Origin of the sequence: Brevundimonas pishanensis (assembly GCF_022750635.1) — a bacterium.
GTDB lineage: Bacteria > Pseudomonadota > Alphaproteobacteria > Caulobacterales > Caulobacteraceae > Brevundimonas > Brevundimonas pishanensis.
This window is the reverse complement of sequence record NZ_JAJKBG010000001.1, coordinates 499380-514592: the sequence shown is the minus strand read 5'-3', so window position 1 is coordinate 514592 and position 15213 is coordinate 499380. Positions and strand designations below refer to the sequence as shown.

At 61.8% G+C, this 15213-nt stretch carries 13 protein-coding genes; 9 read left to right on the top strand and 4 right to left on the bottom strand.

Annotation, left to right across the window (positions count from 1 at the left end; translation table 11 throughout):
• Positions 1-44: 44 nt before the first annotated feature.
• Positions 45-1112 (bottom strand): YeiH family protein, encoded by a 1068-nt coding sequence (locus tag LOX95_RS02490; RefSeq protein WP_242912781.1) that lies wholly within the window; start codon positions 1110-1112, stop codon positions 45-47.
• A gap of 80 nt (positions 1113-1192) precedes the next feature.
• On the opposite strand from LOX95_RS02490, the gene LOX95_RS02485 reads away from it, so the two are divergent.
• The gene (locus tag LOX95_RS02485; protein WP_242912779.1) at positions 1193-2065 is read left to right on the top strand and encodes a LysR family transcriptional regulator; all 873 of its coding nucleotides are present in this window, start codon (positions 1193-1195) and stop codon (positions 2063-2065) included.
• A gap of 5 nt (positions 2066-2070) precedes the next feature.
• Here LOX95_RS02485 and LOX95_RS02480 read toward each other — a convergent pair whose 3' ends face one another.
• Positions 2071-4134, bottom strand: a complete 2064-nt coding sequence (locus LOX95_RS02480) for an OPT family oligopeptide transporter (protein ID WP_242912777.1) — start codon at positions 4132-4134, stop codon at positions 2071-2073.
• 148 nt (positions 4135-4282) lie between these two features.
• Between LOX95_RS02480 and mutM the strand changes: the two genes are divergently transcribed.
• The 4 genes from mutM to dnaA all read left to right on the top strand — a co-directional run bounded on the left by mutM (position 4283) and on the right by dnaA (position 8398).
• The gene (gene mutM / locus LOX95_RS02475) at positions 4283-5146 is read left to right on the top strand and encodes a bifunctional DNA-formamidopyrimidine glycosylase/DNA-(apurinic or apyrimidinic site) lyase (RefSeq protein ID WP_242912775.1); all 864 of its coding nucleotides are present in this window, start codon (positions 4283-4285) and stop codon (positions 5144-5146) included.
• Between the two features lie 87 nt (positions 5147-5233).
• Positions 5234-6019, top strand: coding sequence for an enoyl-CoA hydratase (locus LOX95_RS02470; RefSeq protein ID WP_242912773.1), 786 nt, complete (start codon positions 5234-5236; stop codon positions 6017-6019).
• Positions 6020-6186: 167 nt separating this feature from the next.
• Positions 6187-6456, top strand: coding sequence for a 30S ribosomal protein S20 (gene rpsT / locus LOX95_RS02465; protein WP_242912771.1), 270 nt, complete (start codon positions 6187-6189; stop codon positions 6454-6456).
• 523 nt (positions 6457-6979) lie between these two features.
• The gene (gene dnaA / locus LOX95_RS02460; protein ID WP_242912770.1) at positions 6980-8398 is read left to right on the top strand and encodes a chromosomal replication initiator protein DnaA; all 1419 of its coding nucleotides are present in this window, start codon (positions 6980-6982) and stop codon (positions 8396-8398) included.
• A 63-nt stretch (positions 8399-8461) separates the two neighbouring features.
• Here dnaA and LOX95_RS02455 read toward each other — a convergent pair whose 3' ends face one another.
• A complete protein-coding gene (locus LOX95_RS02455; RefSeq protein ID WP_242912769.1) occupies positions 8462-8872 on the bottom strand; it encodes a hypothetical protein in 411 nt (136 codons plus the stop codon).
• Between the two features lie 273 nt (positions 8873-9145).
• On the opposite strand from LOX95_RS02455, the gene dnaN reads away from it, so the two are divergent.
• Complete coding sequence (dnaN, locus tag LOX95_RS02450; protein WP_242912768.1) at positions 9146-10264, top strand: DNA polymerase III subunit beta; 1119 nt, start codon at positions 9146-9148, stop codon at positions 10262-10264.
• Positions 10265-10283: 19 nt separating this feature from the next.
• On the opposite strand, the gene LOX95_RS02445 is transcribed toward dnaN, so the two are convergent.
• The gene (locus LOX95_RS02445) at positions 10284-10583 is read right to left on the bottom strand and encodes a SemiSWEET family sugar transporter (protein ID WP_242912763.1); all 300 of its coding nucleotides are present in this window, start codon (positions 10581-10583) and stop codon (positions 10284-10286) included.
• A gap of 277 nt (positions 10584-10860) precedes the next feature.
• Here LOX95_RS02445 and LOX95_RS02440 point away from each other — a divergent pair, with 277 nt between their 5' ends.
• The 3 genes from LOX95_RS02440 to gyrB all read left to right on the top strand — a co-directional run bounded on the left by LOX95_RS02440 (position 10861) and on the right by gyrB (position 15142).
• On the top strand, positions 10861-11316 hold the full coding sequence (locus LOX95_RS02440; RefSeq protein ID WP_242912748.1) for a hypothetical protein: 456 nt from the start codon (positions 10861-10863) through the stop codon (positions 11314-11316).
• Positions 11317-11406: 90 nt separating this feature from the next.
• Complete coding sequence (gene recF / locus LOX95_RS02435) at positions 11407-12564, top strand: DNA replication/repair protein RecF (RefSeq protein WP_242912747.1); 1158 nt, start codon at positions 11407-11409, stop codon at positions 12562-12564.
• Between the two features lie 139 nt (positions 12565-12703).
• The gene (gyrB, locus tag LOX95_RS02430; protein WP_242912745.1) at positions 12704-15142 is read left to right on the top strand and encodes a DNA topoisomerase (ATP-hydrolyzing) subunit B; all 2439 of its coding nucleotides are present in this window, start codon (positions 12704-12706) and stop codon (positions 15140-15142) included.
• Positions 15143-15213: the final 71 nt, after the last annotated feature.

Sequence of the window (15213 nt, the reverse complement as noted above, 5' to 3'; positions counted from 1 at the left end):
AGCAGCGATCATCCAGCGAAGCGCTTCATCGGCGAACCGTTCGTTCAACCCATACCCAAAAGTTCAATCGTTCCTATGGCCAGAGCGGCGATCATAAGGGCGGAAATGCCTGCTACAGCCGCAACACGCGGGCCTGCCTTGGCGACAGCACGCGGGTCCACCATCAGCCCCAGAGCCGCCATAGCCATCAGAGTCATTGCCGTCACACCGTGATCCAAAGGCACCAGTACCGACGCCGGAACCCATCCCATCGAGCGAAGGGCCATCAGGATCAGAAAGACCACGATGAACCACGGCACCAGTTGCGACAGGCGCGGACGGCTGGACTTGCCTTCGATGGCAGTATGTCTGCGGGCGTGCATCAGGCCCAGCACCAGCGACACCGGCCCAAGCATGAGCACACGCACCAACTTTACCACCGCACCCGTCTGTATGGCGGCGGTGCCTGCAGGGGCCGCGGCGGCCAGTACTTGCGGAACAGCATAGACGGTCAAACCTGCCAAGACGCCGACGCCCGTCGCTTGATACCCCAGAGCCGCGCCGACAACCGGCACCAGAAGAACCACGGCGATGCCGAGGACGGCGGTGAAGCCGATGGCTGCGGCCACGTCCTCGCCCTCGGCCTCGATAATAGGCGCGATAGCGGCAATGGCCGAGTTGCCGCAGATTGCATTGCCGCATGCCACCAACAGCGCCATGGCATGGGGCAGTCCAAAGGCACGGCCAATCACATAGCCTCCGACAATAGCCACTGCCACCACACCGACAATGGCCAGCAGCAGCCACGGTCCTAACGCCAGGACCGCCGCCCCCGATACGGTCGCACCCAGCAAGGCCACGGCGACCTCGAGCAGGGTCTTGGCACTGAACCTGATGCCAGGCATCCAGCGCTGCGAGGGCGTCCACACAAGGCGCATCGCTGCACCCAGCAGGATCGCCAGTACCAACGCCTCGATCCACGCAAAGCCGACCACCGCCAGCTCGGCTCGCTGAAGGCCATAGGCGACAAGCGCGACCGCCCCCGACAGCAGAACGCCGGGGACCAACTTCGCCGAGTGGTCGAGCTGGGGGATGCTGACGCGGTTGGATACGGCAGGGTTGATATGAGCCATGGGCCCTTATCGCGCCGCACCATCAATCGATCTAATGCATAGTTTTTGACTTAATAATCGCTTTGATCGATCAATATCAGATGACACTGGAACAGTTGCGCATCTTCGTGGCCGTCGCCGAGCGGTTACATATGACCAGGGCCGCCCGCGACCTGAACCTGACCCAGTCAGCGGTCAGCGCCGCGGTGACAGCTTTGGAAACTAGGCACGGTACGCGGCTGTTTGACCGCGTGGGGCGCGGGCTGACGCTTAATAGTGCGGGCGAAGCCTTCCTGCCGGAGGCGCGCGCGGTACTGGCACGGGCGAATGATGCTCAAATGCTGCTGGAGGATCTGGGCGGGTTAATGCGCGGCAGGCTGCGGCTGTGGGCCAGCCAGACCATCGGCGCTTACTGGCTGCCACAGAGGATGTCGGCTTTCAAAAAGCAGTATCCGGGCATCGCGCTGGAACTGCGCATCGGCAACACCCACAATGTCATTGAAGCCGTTCTGAACAGCGAAGCCGAGATCGGACTGATCGAAGGCGAGGAAGAGGCCGCCCGCATCGAACGGATTGCGGTGGGGTCTGACCGACTGATCGTCGTAGCCGGTCCGGATCATCCCCTTTCGGGTCGTACCGGAATCTTATCGGCAACAGACATCAAGTCACTGGATTGGGCATTGCGCGAAACCGGATCAGGCACCCGAAGCGAGTTCGAAGCCCATCTCCCCTCGGGCATAACTCCGACCGATCTGAGGGTGGAACTGACACTGCCGTCGAACGAAGCCATTCTGACGGCAGTCGGGGCGGGACAGATGGTCACCGCGATATCTGAACTGGCCGCCCGACCCCTGATCGAGGCCGGACGGCTGGTTCAACTGCCACTGGAGTTACCCGAGCGGCCCTTTTACCGACTGCGCCACCACGAACGGGGCATGAGCCGGGCAGCGGAGGCTTTTGTCGCCGCGCTTTAAGGTCCTTAGACCTTGGCCGAGCGTTTCAACGTCCAGCGATAGAGCGCCAACGTCAGCGCCGCAAAGGCGATCAAGCCCGCCCACATGGCCGGCCATGCGCCACCTTCGCCGATAAGGGCAAACGGAGCCTCGTTGCGGCTGCCCACGATCACTGCGGCCGTCAGAACGCCGAACAGGCTTTCACCCACGATCAGGCCCGATGCGAGCAATACGCCCATGCGACGACCAACGGCCGCAAAGCGCGTAGAAGCAATGGCGCGCTCATACAGCCAGCCGCACACCGCACCGATAACCAGCATGGTCGTGACATAGGCCGGCAGATAGACGCCGATGCCCGCTGCCAGTGGCGGTACGCTGTAACGGCCGTTGCTGGCTTTGCGCACGGCGATGTCGATCAGGATGATGACTACACCGATCAGACCGCCCACGCCGATCAGATCCCAGCGCAGATCGCCGCTGATGACACCCTTGGCCAGCGCCGAGATCAGCGTCGCCTGCGGGGCGGCCAACGGTTGGGCACCCGAGACGATGGCCGGCGGGCCGCCCTCGAACCCGAAGGCCTGGTTCATCATATCCAGCACGAACGGGATCACCAGAGCACCCGCGCCCACACCGACGATAAGTGCGGTCTGTTGGCGCCACGGAGTGGCTTCGACCAACTGGCCGGTCTTGAGGTCTTGCAGGTTGTCGTTGGAGATAACCGCGACGGCGAAGACGACCGAGGTTACCACCAGCGCAAAGGCGATTACCGACGGATCGGCCGGAACGCCCGAAATCGCCAGGACACCCAGCATAAGCAAGGATGACGCCAGAATAGCCAGAATGCCGACACCGGAAACCGGACTGTTGGACGACCCGATAAGGCCCGCCATGTAGCCGCAGATAGCCGCTACCGCGAAGCCGACGACAACGACGTAAGCCAGACCGCCCACCACCAGCAGAACCGACTGTCCTGCCAATGAGGTGCCTTGGGCAAACAGCGCCAGCAAGATGGCAATGCCGACCAGTGACACCAGCGACAGCAGGCCGACCGTCTTGATCGGGATATCCTGCTCGGTCAGGTCCAACGCCTCGCCATGGCTGCGCTTGTCCTGTGCGGCAAAGGCCGAAGCCAGACCCGAGACCAGAGGGCCCGCAAGCTTGGCGAGGGTCCAGATCGCAGCAACGCCGATCACCCCTGCGCCGATGAAACGCACCTCTTTGGACCATACCGCCATGGCAAGATCCTGCGCGCTGCTTCCGGCAGGCACCGTGCTGGCAACCGAGGCCAAGCCATGGGCTGCCGACCAGTCCATAAAGCCTTGCGACGTCAGCACGGGCACAAAGACAAGCCATGCGAGGATTAGGCCCAGCAGCTGGGTCAGCCCCACAGCCAGACCGATCAGGTGACCCGCACCCAGAAGGGCGAACTGCATCGAGAAACCAAAGCCCGTCGCGCCACCACCCAGAGCAGCAGGCAGTTTGAAGAAGGCGGCCGTCTGCTCGGCGAACACCTTGGCGGCGGCCAGATAGCCAAAGAAAGCCGAGGCGATAGCCCCGCCGATCACAATCCAGAGACCGGACTTGTTCTCGCGCACAGCCTCCTCGGTCTGGCCCTCACCGGGAGAGCCGACTTTCAGAACCTCTGCCGCTGCCACGCCCTCGGGATAGGGCAGGTCGCCCTTGGTCACGAGAGTGCGGCGAAGCGGGATGGAGAAGGTAACCCCGAGAATCCCGCCCAGGGCGCAGATGGCAAATGACTCCCAGAAGTGGAAATTCATCCACCATCCGATCATCACCAGACCGGGCAGGACGAAGATGATGGAGCTCATGGCTCCGCCGACGGACGCCACGGTCTGGACCGTCATGTTTTCCCAGATGGTCGAGCCTTTGAACGCCCTCAACAGGGACATTGAAATAACGGCTGCGGGAATGGCCGAGGCGAATGTCAGGCCGACTTTCAAACCCAGATAGGTATTGGCGGCGGTAAACACGACCGCCAGCAAACAGCCAAGAATGAGGGCGCGGATAGTCAGCTCGATCCGCTTGCCCGAGGGGCGGGACGCATCCCCGCCAGTGGGTGTCGTCATGGATATAATCCTTGATCCCGTGCCCCTTGCCGGGTCGGGTTGTGAAAACACGCTAACCGCGAAAATGTCGCAGTGACAATCCAATATGCAGTGGTCGCTTCACCCTGGCCCGCAGGCACACTAGGTTTCAGCCAACCAAGGAGAAGCCATGCCCGAGTTGCCAGAGGTCGAGACCGTTAGACGTGGCCTGACGCCCGTGCTGGAAGGCGCGACCCTGAAGCAGACCCTCCACCGCCGGCCCGACCTGCGCTTTCCCTTTCCCGAAAGGTTCGTAGAGCGTCTGAACGGTGCCACCGTCCTGAAGGTGGATCGCCGCGCCAAATACCTGCTGATGCCATTGTCCACCGGTGAGACGTGGGTCACCCATCTGGGCATGACCGGCCGGTTCACGCTGGACGGAGATCCATTGGGTACGTTTGAAGATGTGGTGCCCACCCAAGGTCCCCACGAGCATTTCGTCGCCTGTGCGGACAAGGGAGGCGTCCTCACCCGTCTGGGTTACGCCGACGCCCGTCGCTTTGGCTTTATGGGTCTGATCCCGACCGATGAGGTGGAGACCCATCCGTGGTTCAAAGGTCTGGGCCCCGAGCCGTTGGGCAACAGCTTCTCCGCCAGCCATCTGGCCGAGGCCCTCAAGGGCCGCAAACAGAACATCAAGGTCAGTCTGCTGGACCAGAAGATCGTCGCCGGTCTGGGCAATATATATGTGTGCGAGGCACTTTACCGTTCGCGTTTTTCTCCGACGACCGCGGCAGGAGCTGTTTCAAAGCCAAAGCTGGAGCGTTTGGCGACAGAAGTCCGCAATGTTCTGAACGATGCCATCCTCGCGGGCGGCTCCACGCTCAAGGACTTCGCCAACGCCGAGGGCGGACAGGGCTATTTCCAGCATAGCTTTGACGTCTATGGCCGCGAGGGCGAACCTTGCCGCACCGAGAACTGCAAGGGCGTGATCGAACGCATCGTTCAGGGCGGCCGTTCGACCTTCTTCTGCCCTCGCTGCCAAAAAGGCTGAACGCCACACACGCGACAAACCGGTTTGAGCCATCCGACGGACGGGCTAAACCATCGCCCATACCTGTATGAATAAGGAGAGCCACCTGTGGCCGACGCCTATTCCACCCTGCTGATCGAACGTCACGCCGACGGCTACGCGATCGTTACCCTGAACCGCCCCGAGGCACTCAACGCCCTAAACTCGCAACTGCTGGGCGAACTGGGCGACTTCCTCGAAGCCGCAGCCACCGATGACAGCATCCGCGCTGTTGTTCTGACCGGTTCGGCCAAGGCCTTTGCCGCAGGGGCCGACATCAAGGAGATGTCGGACAAGTCGTATGCCCAGATGTATCTGGAAAACTTCTTCGCCCGTGCGCACGACCGCGTCGCCGCTTTCCGCAAGCCGATCATCGCGGCTGTATCCGGCTATGCGCTGGGCGGTGGCTGTGAACTGGCCATGCTGTGCGACTTCATCATCGCCTCCGACACGGCCAAATTCGGCCAACCGGAGATCAACCTCGGCGTGGCTCCGGGCATCGGTGGCTCCCAGCGCCTGACCCGCGCTGTCGGCAAGGCCAAGGCCATGGACATGTGCCTGACCGCCCGCATGATGGACGCTGCCGAGGCTGAGCGTGCCGGTCTGGTGTCGCGCATTGTGCCCGGCGAGGAACTGCTGGATGAAGCCCGCAAGGCTGCCGCCAAGATCGCCTCGCAGTCGCCGCTGGCCGTGATCGCCAACAAGGAACTGGTCAACGCCGCGTTCGAAACCACCCTGTCACAGGGTCTGCAGTTCGAACGCCGTCTGTTCCACTCGATGTTCGCTTTCGAGGACCAGAAGGAAGGCATGGCGGCCTTCATCGAAAAGCGTAAGCCGGCTTTCACCAGCCGCTAAGCTCGTCCACAGTTGTCGGGAACCGGGGACTTGAATCCCCGTCCCGACTCAATTCGAGCCGCATTGCGTTGACCAATAAACGGGTTTCCGCTATAGCCGCGCGCTCTAAAGATTTCATCGCCGTGGGCCTTCAGGTTCGTGGCGCATATCGTTCGAAGGTTTTTCAAATGGCTAACAACGCCGGCGCCCGCAAGGCGATCCGCAAGATCGAAGCGCGGACCGAAGTGAATAAGGCCCGCCGCACCCGCGTGCGTACCTACCTGCGTAAGTTCCAAGAAGCAGTCACCGGTGGTGACGCTGAAGCTGCCAAGGCTGCTTTCATCACCGCTCAATCGGAACTGATGCGCGCTGTCTCGAAGGGCGTGGTTCACAAGAACACCGGCTCGCGTAAAGTCAGCCGTCTGGCCGCCCAGCTGAAGAAGCTGTCGGCAGCCTAAATCTCGTCTCTGAGCGGAGCAGTTCTTAAGCGATTGCTCCGCCTCAATTTTTAGACGAAATTTAAATACCCGCATTACGGGTGTTGCAAGAAAATCGAACGATTTCAAAGGCGAGGTGCCAGCAGGTGCCTCGCCTTCTTGCTGCGCGCTGTGTTCTGCGCGGAACATTTTTCGACCCTGTCAGAGCAAAAAAATCCCTTTTCTCTAGGCCCGACGGGGGTTTGCGCGAGTCAACAAATTTAAGTGCAATTCGCGACTCGAATCTGCGTTGATTCCCGCGGCGCGCTGAGTAAGTTCAAGGGGTAACGCACTTCCATCCCCAAGGATGAAGACGAGGGAAATCAAAGGTTTCCCTCGGCGGAGATGTCTGTCTGTGAGAACGACCCCACGCGCCTAACCTCGGTTTGGCGTGACAGGAGAAGTCGTCCCTGATGTCAGCTCCTGAAGTCGCGCTGCAACGGTGAACGATAAAACATTTTTGGCGGGTGACTCTATAATGATCGGGGGCGTTGCTATGGGGCAGATGACCGATCCAGATCGTATCTGGAATGAGGCTGCAGACCGCTTGAAGGCGGAAATCGGTGATGGCCCGTTCAGCTCCTATATCGCCCCTTCGGCGGTACGCGTGGATGCTCAAGGCAATCTGATACTGGTAACCCCCACCGCCTATGCGCGGGACTGGGTTCGTCAAAACGCACTGCGTCGTATGAACGAGCTGTGGCTGGGCCTGGACGGCCTGTCGCGCCGTTTGGACGTTCGCTGCCGCGCCGAGTGCGGCTCCATCCTTCCGTCGTCGGCACGCGAAGTGCCGCGCCTGAACTCCATCAGCATCGCCGCCGCTCCGGCTGCGCCTGTGGCTCCGGCTTTTGCACCGTCGGCTGACAGCGCCCGCGCTGTTCGTGCGGCTGGCCTGCAAGACCGCCTAACCTTCGAGACCTTCGTTGAAGGTCACGGCAACGCCTTTGCCCTGGCCATCGCCAAACAGGTTGCCTCGTGGGCCGATGGTCACTTCAATCCGGTGTTCTTCTGCGGCCCGTATGGCTACGGCAAGACCCACCTGCTGAACGCCATCGCCTGGGAAGCCCAGCGCCTGCGTCCGGACGCCAAGGTCATCTACCTGACCGCCGAGCGTTTCCTGTCGACCTTTGTGCGCGCCATGCAGGACCGCGCCACCGCAGCCTTTAAAGAAAGCCTGCGTTCGGCCGACATGCTGCTGATCGACGACGTCCAGTTCGTGGGCGGCAAGGCTTCCACCCAGGAAGAACTGCTGAACACCCTGACCTCGCTGATCGAGGACGGTAAGCGTATCGTACTGTCGGCTGACCGCGCTCCGGTTGCCCTGACCGATATCGAGCCGCGTCTGCGCAGCCACCTTGCTGCTGGCCTGACCTGCCCGGTCGAAGCCGCTGACCGCACTCTCAAGGTGTCGGTGGCCCAAAGCCGTCTGCGCGCATTGGCCAAGCTGGGTGTCGTCTCTGGCGAAGCCCGTCCCGAAGTTCTCGAGCACATGGTTGACCGCACTCCGGGCTCCATGCGCGAACTCGAAGGTGCCGTGAACACCCTGGCCGCTGTGGCCGGTGCACGTATGGCCACCCTGACCGTTGAAGAAGTGCAGACCCTGCTGGGCACCCAGATGCGTGGTGGTCCGGAGCGTCGCATCACCGTCGACGAGATCCAGAAGACCGTCGCCGAGCACTTCAACCTGAAACAAGCCGATCTGCTGAGCGAGCGCCGCACCCGCGCCATCGCCCGCCCGCGCCAGATCGCCATGTATCTGTGCAAGCAGCACACGACCCGTTCCTATCCGGACATCGGTCGTCGCTTCGGTGGCCGTGACCACACGACCGTCCTGCACGGTGTGCGCAAGATCGAGGAAATGCTGTCGCAGGATGAACAAATCGCCCGCGACGTCGAAGCTCTCACCCGCAAGCTTCGCGGCTAAAAAACAAAACGGCCCGGATGGATTTCCGGGCCGTTTTTCTTTGCTGGGTCGAGACCTATCGGTTCACCTCGCACCCACTACCGGCCCGAACAGGTCCGGCTCCTCTGCCACCGCCTCTTCGCAAGCTTGTTGGTCATAGTCCGCCAAACCCGCGTCGGCGAAAGCCTGGCGAATATCGGGGCGATCCAGATCGACGCCGGATACAGACACGAGCGCGGCCATCTCGAACATTGTCGCATTTTCGATCTCGCGCTTGACCTCGATCGGCGTCAGTCCAGCCTGCTCTGCGCGCATGAGAAAGGTATCGATGCGGTTTTGCGCCCCTGGCTGCCCCATTTGCAAACCTCCGGCAGCATAACAAATCTGCGCCTTGACCAAGGTCTTACCCAGCGCCTTGGCTTCGTCGATCACTCGGTCTTTGGCCGATACATCCTGTGTCAGGACCATCGTCGAGAGCAACGCGACTAAAATCATACCACTTCCCCTGCGACCACCTCTGGTCGACGCTGACCGTGGCATCGACAATACGCCTCTGCGCACTGCTGAGTTGCAAGGCCGTGATCCAATGTTGCAGTCCGAGATCCGCGACAGGCGTGAACACAGCCATTTTAGCCGGTCAGGGCTGTGGAGATCGGGGAATATGGCTGCGATTTGCACTCGACCATTGCTCAGCCCGCTCAATGCGCTAGACTTTTCACCCATAGTCAATTGGCGGCGCCAGTCAGGCCCGCACCCGGGCGAGACCACATGCAACTGACCATCGAACGTTCCGCACTTCTGAGAGCTCTTGGGCATGTTCAGAGCGTGGTCGAGCGCCGCAACACTATTCCGATCCTGTCGAACGTGCTGCTGACCGCTGGTCGTGACCGTCTGTCGTTTGCCGCGACCGATCTCGACATGGAAATGGTCGACGAAGCCGAGGCACAGGTGAACGTCGAGGGTCAAATCACGGCTCCAGCTCACACCCTGTACGAAATCGTCCGCAAACTTCCGGACGGTGCCGAAGTCAGCCTGACCTATTCGGGTGATGATCCTCGTCTGGTCGTGGCCGCCGGTCGTTCCAAGTTCAACCTGCCGGTCCTGCCCGCAGGCGACTTCCCCGTCATGTCGAATGAAGCCTCGGGCGCACGCTACACGCTGCCTAAGGAAGACTTGGCTCGCCTTATCGACAAGACCCGTTTTGCCGTCTCGACCGAAGAAACGCGCTATTATCTGAACGGCCTGTACCTGCACACCGTCTCAGACGGCGGCATTCCGCTGCTGCGTGCTGTGGCCACCGATGGTCACCGGCTGGCACTGGCCGAGACCCCTGCGCCCGAAGGTGCCGCAGGCGGTCCGGGCGTAATCGTCCCGCGCAAGACCGTGGATCAGGTCCGTCGTCTGCTGGACGATGGCGCAGGTCCGGTCGAGGTTCAGGTCTCGGCCCAGAAAATCCGTTTCGAGTTCGGTGAAGCCAGCCTGACCTCCAAGGTCATCGACGGTGCCTTCCCTGACTATCTGCGCGTCATCCCCAAGGGTAACGAGCGCACCGCCGACATCGACAACAGCCTGTTCGCCAAGGCCGTTGACCGTGTGGCCACCATCTCGGCTGAAAAGAGCCGCTCGGTGAAACTAGCCTTCGACAACGACCGCGTGAAACTGACCGTCCGCAACATGGAAGCCGGTCAGGCCGAGGAAGAAGTCGAAATCGGCTACTCCGACGAGCCGTTCGAAATCGGCTTCAACGCCCGCTACCTGCTGGACGTCGCAGGTCAGATCACCGGCGAAATCGCCAGCTTCAAATTCGCCGACGCCGCCAGCCCCACACTGGTGCTCGATCCGGCCGACGTCGGCGTACAGTACGTGCTGATGCCGCTGCGCGTTTAAGTCGCCAGCGCAAGACCTATTAGGGCCCGTCCGGTACGTCCGGGCGGGCCTTTTTGCTGTCGCGGAACTTCCATTTCATCGTCAACACGATGACCGCCATCACCAAGGCACAGCTGTTCGCAAATGTCACCGGCCAAGCCTCAGTTATCACCCCGTAGATAACCCACAGCGCAAAACACGTCACTGTCAACGAATAGGTCTTAAGGCTGACGGCCGATGCATCGCGCGCCTTCCAGATCTTGATGGCTTGAGGTGCAAAACTGGTGTTGGAACAGATAGCCGCGGCGGTCCCGACTATGTTGGCGACGGTCTCGCTCATCGCGCGACCATCAGAACAAGATGTCCGATCCCATCCGGATCAGCAGCAACAGTTCGCCTATCAAGAAAGCCGATACAACCGCGATGATGCCATAGGGCGGCCGGGGGCGATGGTGAATGTCGTTCATGATTGTCTCCTCCCCCCCACAAAGCGTCCGATCAAAATTCCGTTCGCCCCCGCGCCTCTAAATCCGAAATCGGACACGCGTCTGCTTCCCACAGGTTTACTATTTGCCTCGACCATCCGATCATTCTGGAGGTTGTATAAGGGGGACAGCGTGGTCCAACAGTTCGAAACGAGCAGGTTCGAATACGGCTTGATCATCGCCTGTAGCCTTGTTCCGCCCTCTATGGTTTTCGCCAGTGGGGCACCGGTTATTGCCGGCATCCTGCTGCTTGTCTGCACCCCGCCGGCTCTGTTCGGTCTAATAGGACTGAGCCGTCCGCATCGTGTGAGCCTCACCGAACATGCGTTGACCATTCGCCCGGTGTGGGGCCGCCCACGGACGATTGACCGGCGCGACATTATTGACAGCAAAGAGATCGTTTCTCCGCCCTTTGCCACTTTGATTGCGCGCTATCGCAAAGCAAACAAACGCCAAGGAGCCATCACTATCAGCCATCGCTTTGCAGCGGCAGGACTAGGCATCCGCAGCAAAGGACAGGAGGCGGGGATTAACGCTTCCAGCAAGGCAGCTTGTCTGGCGGAATGGATCCGGGCGACTGCGCCCTAGAGCCTGCGCATTTGTGAGGGGGCGCGCGCTTGGGCTATAGGCTGTCCTGACCGGATCAGGCCCTCCGGTGCCACGACCTTGTTGACGCGTTTGATTTCTTCCCTCGCCATTACGGACTTCCGCTCCTACAGCGCCGCCCGTCTGGACCTGTCCGGCGGGACCGTGGTGCTGTTCGGGCCGAACGGGTCGGGCAAGACCAATCTGCTTGAGGCCATCAGCTTGCTGACTCCCGGCAAAGGCCTGCGCGGGGCGACCGCTGCCGAGATGGGTCGACGCGAGCCAGGCGAGGCTGTGGGCCGTGCATGGGGCGTAGCCGCCACGCTGGACACCGCCGACGGTGAGGTAAAGATCGGCACTGGAATCCAGACCATGGGTCCCTCGGCCCGCCGCATCGTGCGCATCGATGGGGAAACGGCAGCCCCCGGCCGGATGCTGGAACACTTACGCCCCGTCTGGGCCACGCCGGAGCAGGACCGCCTGTTCTCCGATGCCCGCGCCGACCGCCTGAAGTTCTTCGACCGACTGGTGTTTGCGGCCTATCCCGACCATGCGGCCACCATCTCCAACTATGAGAAGGCCCTGCGCGAGCGCATCCGCTTGCTGACCCATGAAAATCAGGTGCCCGATCCCCTGTGGTTGGACGCGCTGGAGGCCCGCCTGTCCGAGGCCGGTGCCCGCGCCGCCATCGCGCGCGTGTCAGCCCTAACCGCCTTGCAGGAAGGCATCGACGCCCGTGCCGACCGCCCCTTCCCCTTGGCAGATCTGGGGCTGGAGGGGCCTGCCGAACAGATGGCGCGCGAGGGTGCCGACGAGGCCGACATCCTGTCCATGCTGGGCGAAGGCTTTGCCCGTGCCCGCACGCGCGATGGTGCCGCGGGCCGCAGCCTGTTCGGCCCGCACCGTACCGACCTGACGGCCATCCACCGCGAAAAGAACCGCCCCGCCGCCGAAGGATCGTCCGGCGAGCAAAAGGCGCTGGTGCTGAACCTCATTCTGGCCCAGACCGCGCGTCTGGCCGAAGGGATCGCCAAACCCGTTCTTTTGCTGGACGAGGCACCGGCCCACCTCGACGAGAACCGTCGCGCGGCCCTGTTCGACGAGATCGAAGCACTGGGCCTGCAAGCCTTTATGACCGGTACCGAACGTCCCCTGTTTTCGGCGCTGGAAGGGCGGGCTCAGTTCGTGGCGATCGGCCCCGACGGCCTCGGTGGCCAGCCCCCGTCGAGCCACGGGGATTTCGCGGCCTAAACGGCGTCAAAAGCTGGCTTTTTGCCGGAAAAATCCTATATGTTGGAGACTTCGGAGCGCGCTGATTTGCGCCTTCGGAATGGCGGCCGAGCCGCCGCCTTTTCCCCGTCCGACCCCCGGACCCTGAGCCGACGTTTTCATGACCGAACAGACTGCTCCCGCGCCAGAGTACGGCGCCGATTCCATCAAGGTTCTCAAAGGCCTGGATGCCGTGCGCAAGCGCCCCGGCATGTATATCGGTGACACGGATGACGGTTCGGGTCTGCACCACATGGTGTATGAGGTGGTGGACAACGCCATCGACGAAGCCCTTGCGGGTCACGCCGATCTGGTCACCGTTACCCTGAATGCCAATGGCTCGTGCACCGTGACCGATAACGGTCGCGGCATTCCGGTGGGCATTCACGAGGAAGAAGGCGTCTCCGCCGCCGAGGTCATCATGACCCAGCTGCACGCCGGCGGTAAGTTCGACCAGAACTCGTACAAAGTTTCGGGTGGTCTGCACGGCGTGGGCGTTTCGGTTGTGAACGCCCTGTCGGACTATCTCGAACTGGTCATCTATCGCGATGGCAAAAAGCATTTCATGCGCTTCGAGCGCGGCGACACCGTCAAGTCGCTGGAAGTTGTCGGCGACGCGCCGGTGCGCACCGAAGGTGCCAAGGCCGGCCAGCTCCTGACCGGCACCGAAGTCACCTTCTATCCGTCGGTGACGACCTTCAGCTTCATCGACTTCGATTTCAAAACTCTGGAACACCGCCTGCGCGAGCTGGCGTTCCTGAACTCCGGTGTTTTGATCAAACTGCGCGACGACCGACTGGCCGAGCCGGTCGAGAGCGTCTTGCACTATGAGGGCGGCGTCGAAGCTTTCGTGCGCCACCTCGACAAGTCCAAGACCCCGATCCTGAAAGACGTCATTGTCATTCGCGGTCAGAAGGACGGCATCGAACTGGATCTCGCCCTGTGGTGGAACGACAGCTACCACGAGACAATGCTGTGCTTCACCAACAACATCCCGCAGCGTGACGGCGGCACCCACTTGTCGGCCTTCCGTGCGTCTCTGACGCGCGTGATGTCGAGCTACATCGACAAGGCTGGCGCGGCCAAAAAGGAAAAGGTCAATCCGAGCGGCGAAGACGCCCGCGAAGGCCTGACCTGCGTCCTTTCGGTCAAGGTGCCGGACCCCAAATTCAGCTCGCAGACCAAGGACAAACTGGTCTCGTCCGAAGTGCGTCCGGCCGTAGAAAACCTCTGCTCGGAAGGTCTGTCGGAGTGGTTCGAAGAGCATCCGACCGAGGCCAAGATGATCGTCTCCAAGATCATCGAAGCTGCAGCTGCCCGTGAAGCCGCCCGCAAGGCCCGCGACCTGACCCGCCGTAAATCGGTGCTGGAAATCAGCTCGCTTCCCGGCAAGCTGGCAGACTGTCAGGAACGCGATCCGGCCAAGTCCGAACTGTTCATCGTGGAGGGTGACTCCGCAGGTGGCTCGGCCAAACAGGCGCGTAACCGTGAGAACCAGGCCGTTCTGCCGCTGCGTGGTAAGATCCTGAACGTCGAGCGCGCCCGCTTTGATCGCATGCTGTCGTCCGACACCATCGGCACGCTGATCCTCGCGCTTGGCACCGGCATTGGCCGCGATGACTTCAACGCCGACAAGCTGCGCTACCACAAAATCATTCTGATGGCCGATGCTGACGTCGACGGTGCGCACATTCGTACGCTGCTGTTGACCTTCTTCTATCGCCAGATGCCGGAACTGATCGAGCGCGGGCACATCTACATCGCCCAGCCGCCGCTCTATAAGGTCTCCAAGGGCAAGCAGCACCGCTACGTGAAAGATCAGGCCGAAATGGACGCCTATCTGATCGAGGAAGGCTGCGCCGACGCCACGCTGGAAACCGGGTCGGGCGAAGTCCGCGCGGGTATGGATCTGCAGGAACTGGTCCGCGAGGCCAAGGCGTTCAAGGCGGGCGTGGACCGTCTGGCCGCACGTGCTCCGGCCTTCGCCATTGAACAGGGCGCTCTGGCGGGCCTGTTCGACGAAGCCAATGGCGAACTGCTGACCCGTGCTGAACAGGCCGCGCTGCGTCTGAACCTCTACAACGAAGAGGGCGACGGTCCGTGGTCCGGCGCTCTGGCCGAACAGGGCGGTGTGGCTTTCACCCGCGTTCGCCGCGCGGTCAGCGAGACCATCGTTCTGGACGAAATCCTCGGCCGTTCGATGGACGCCCGTCGTCTGGGCGAACGCGCTGTGGCCTTCGACAAGCTGTTTGAAAAGCCGGCCATCTTCCGCCGCAAGGACAAGACGGTAACGGTACGCGGTCCTCTCGACCTGCTGGCCGCCGTTCTGGACGCTGGCAAGAAGGGCATCGCCATCCAGCGCTATAAAGGTCTGGGCGAAATGAACCCCGAGCAACTCTGGGAAACCACGCTGGACGTGAACGCCCGCACCCTGCTGCAGGTCAAGGTCGAGCACGCCGACGAAACAGACGACCTGTTCGCCAAGCTGATGGGCGATGTGGTGGAGCCGCGTCGCGAGTTCATCCAGGCCAACGCGTTGGATGCCGCCGTCGACGCCTGATCGGGCGCCAAGGCTACGAAGGAGAAGGGCTCGCTAAGGCGCGCCCTTTTTCTATGCGCGACCGACAGCGG

Coding starts and splice junctions, on each gene's coding strand:
- LOX95_RS02480 (WP_242912777.1), bottom strand. CDS start 4,134: ATGACGACACCCACTGGCGGGGATGCGTCCCGCCCCTCGGGCAAGCGG.
- mutM (WP_242912775.1), top strand. CDS start 4,283: ATGCCCGAGTTGCCAGAGGTCGAGACCGTTAGACGTGGCCTGACGCCC.
- LOX95_RS02490 (WP_242912781.1), bottom strand. CDS start 1,112: ATGGCTCATATCAACCCTGCCGTATCCAACCGCGTCAGCATCCCCCAG.
- LOX95_RS02485 (WP_242912779.1), top strand. CDS start 1,193: ATGACACTGGAACAGTTGCGCATCTTCGTGGCCGTCGCCGAGCGGTTA.
- rpsT (WP_242912771.1), top strand. CDS start 6,187: ATGGCTAACAACGCCGGCGCCCGCAAGGCGATCCGCAAGATCGAAGCG.
- LOX95_RS02445 (WP_242912763.1), bottom strand. CDS start 10,583: ATGAGCGAGACCGTCGCCAACATAGTCGGGACCGCCGCGGCTATCTGT.
- LOX95_RS02455 (WP_242912769.1), bottom strand. CDS start 8,872: ATGATTTTAGTCGCGTTGCTCTCGACGATGGTCCTGACACAGGATGTA.
- gyrB (WP_242912745.1), top strand. CDS start 12,704: ATGACCGAACAGACTGCTCCCGCGCCAGAGTACGGCGCCGATTCCATC.
- dnaA (WP_242912770.1), top strand. CDS start 6,980: ATGACCGATCCAGATCGTATCTGGAATGAGGCTGCAGACCGCTTGAAG.
- dnaN (WP_242912768.1), top strand. CDS start 9,146: ATGCAACTGACCATCGAACGTTCCGCACTTCTGAGAGCTCTTGGGCAT.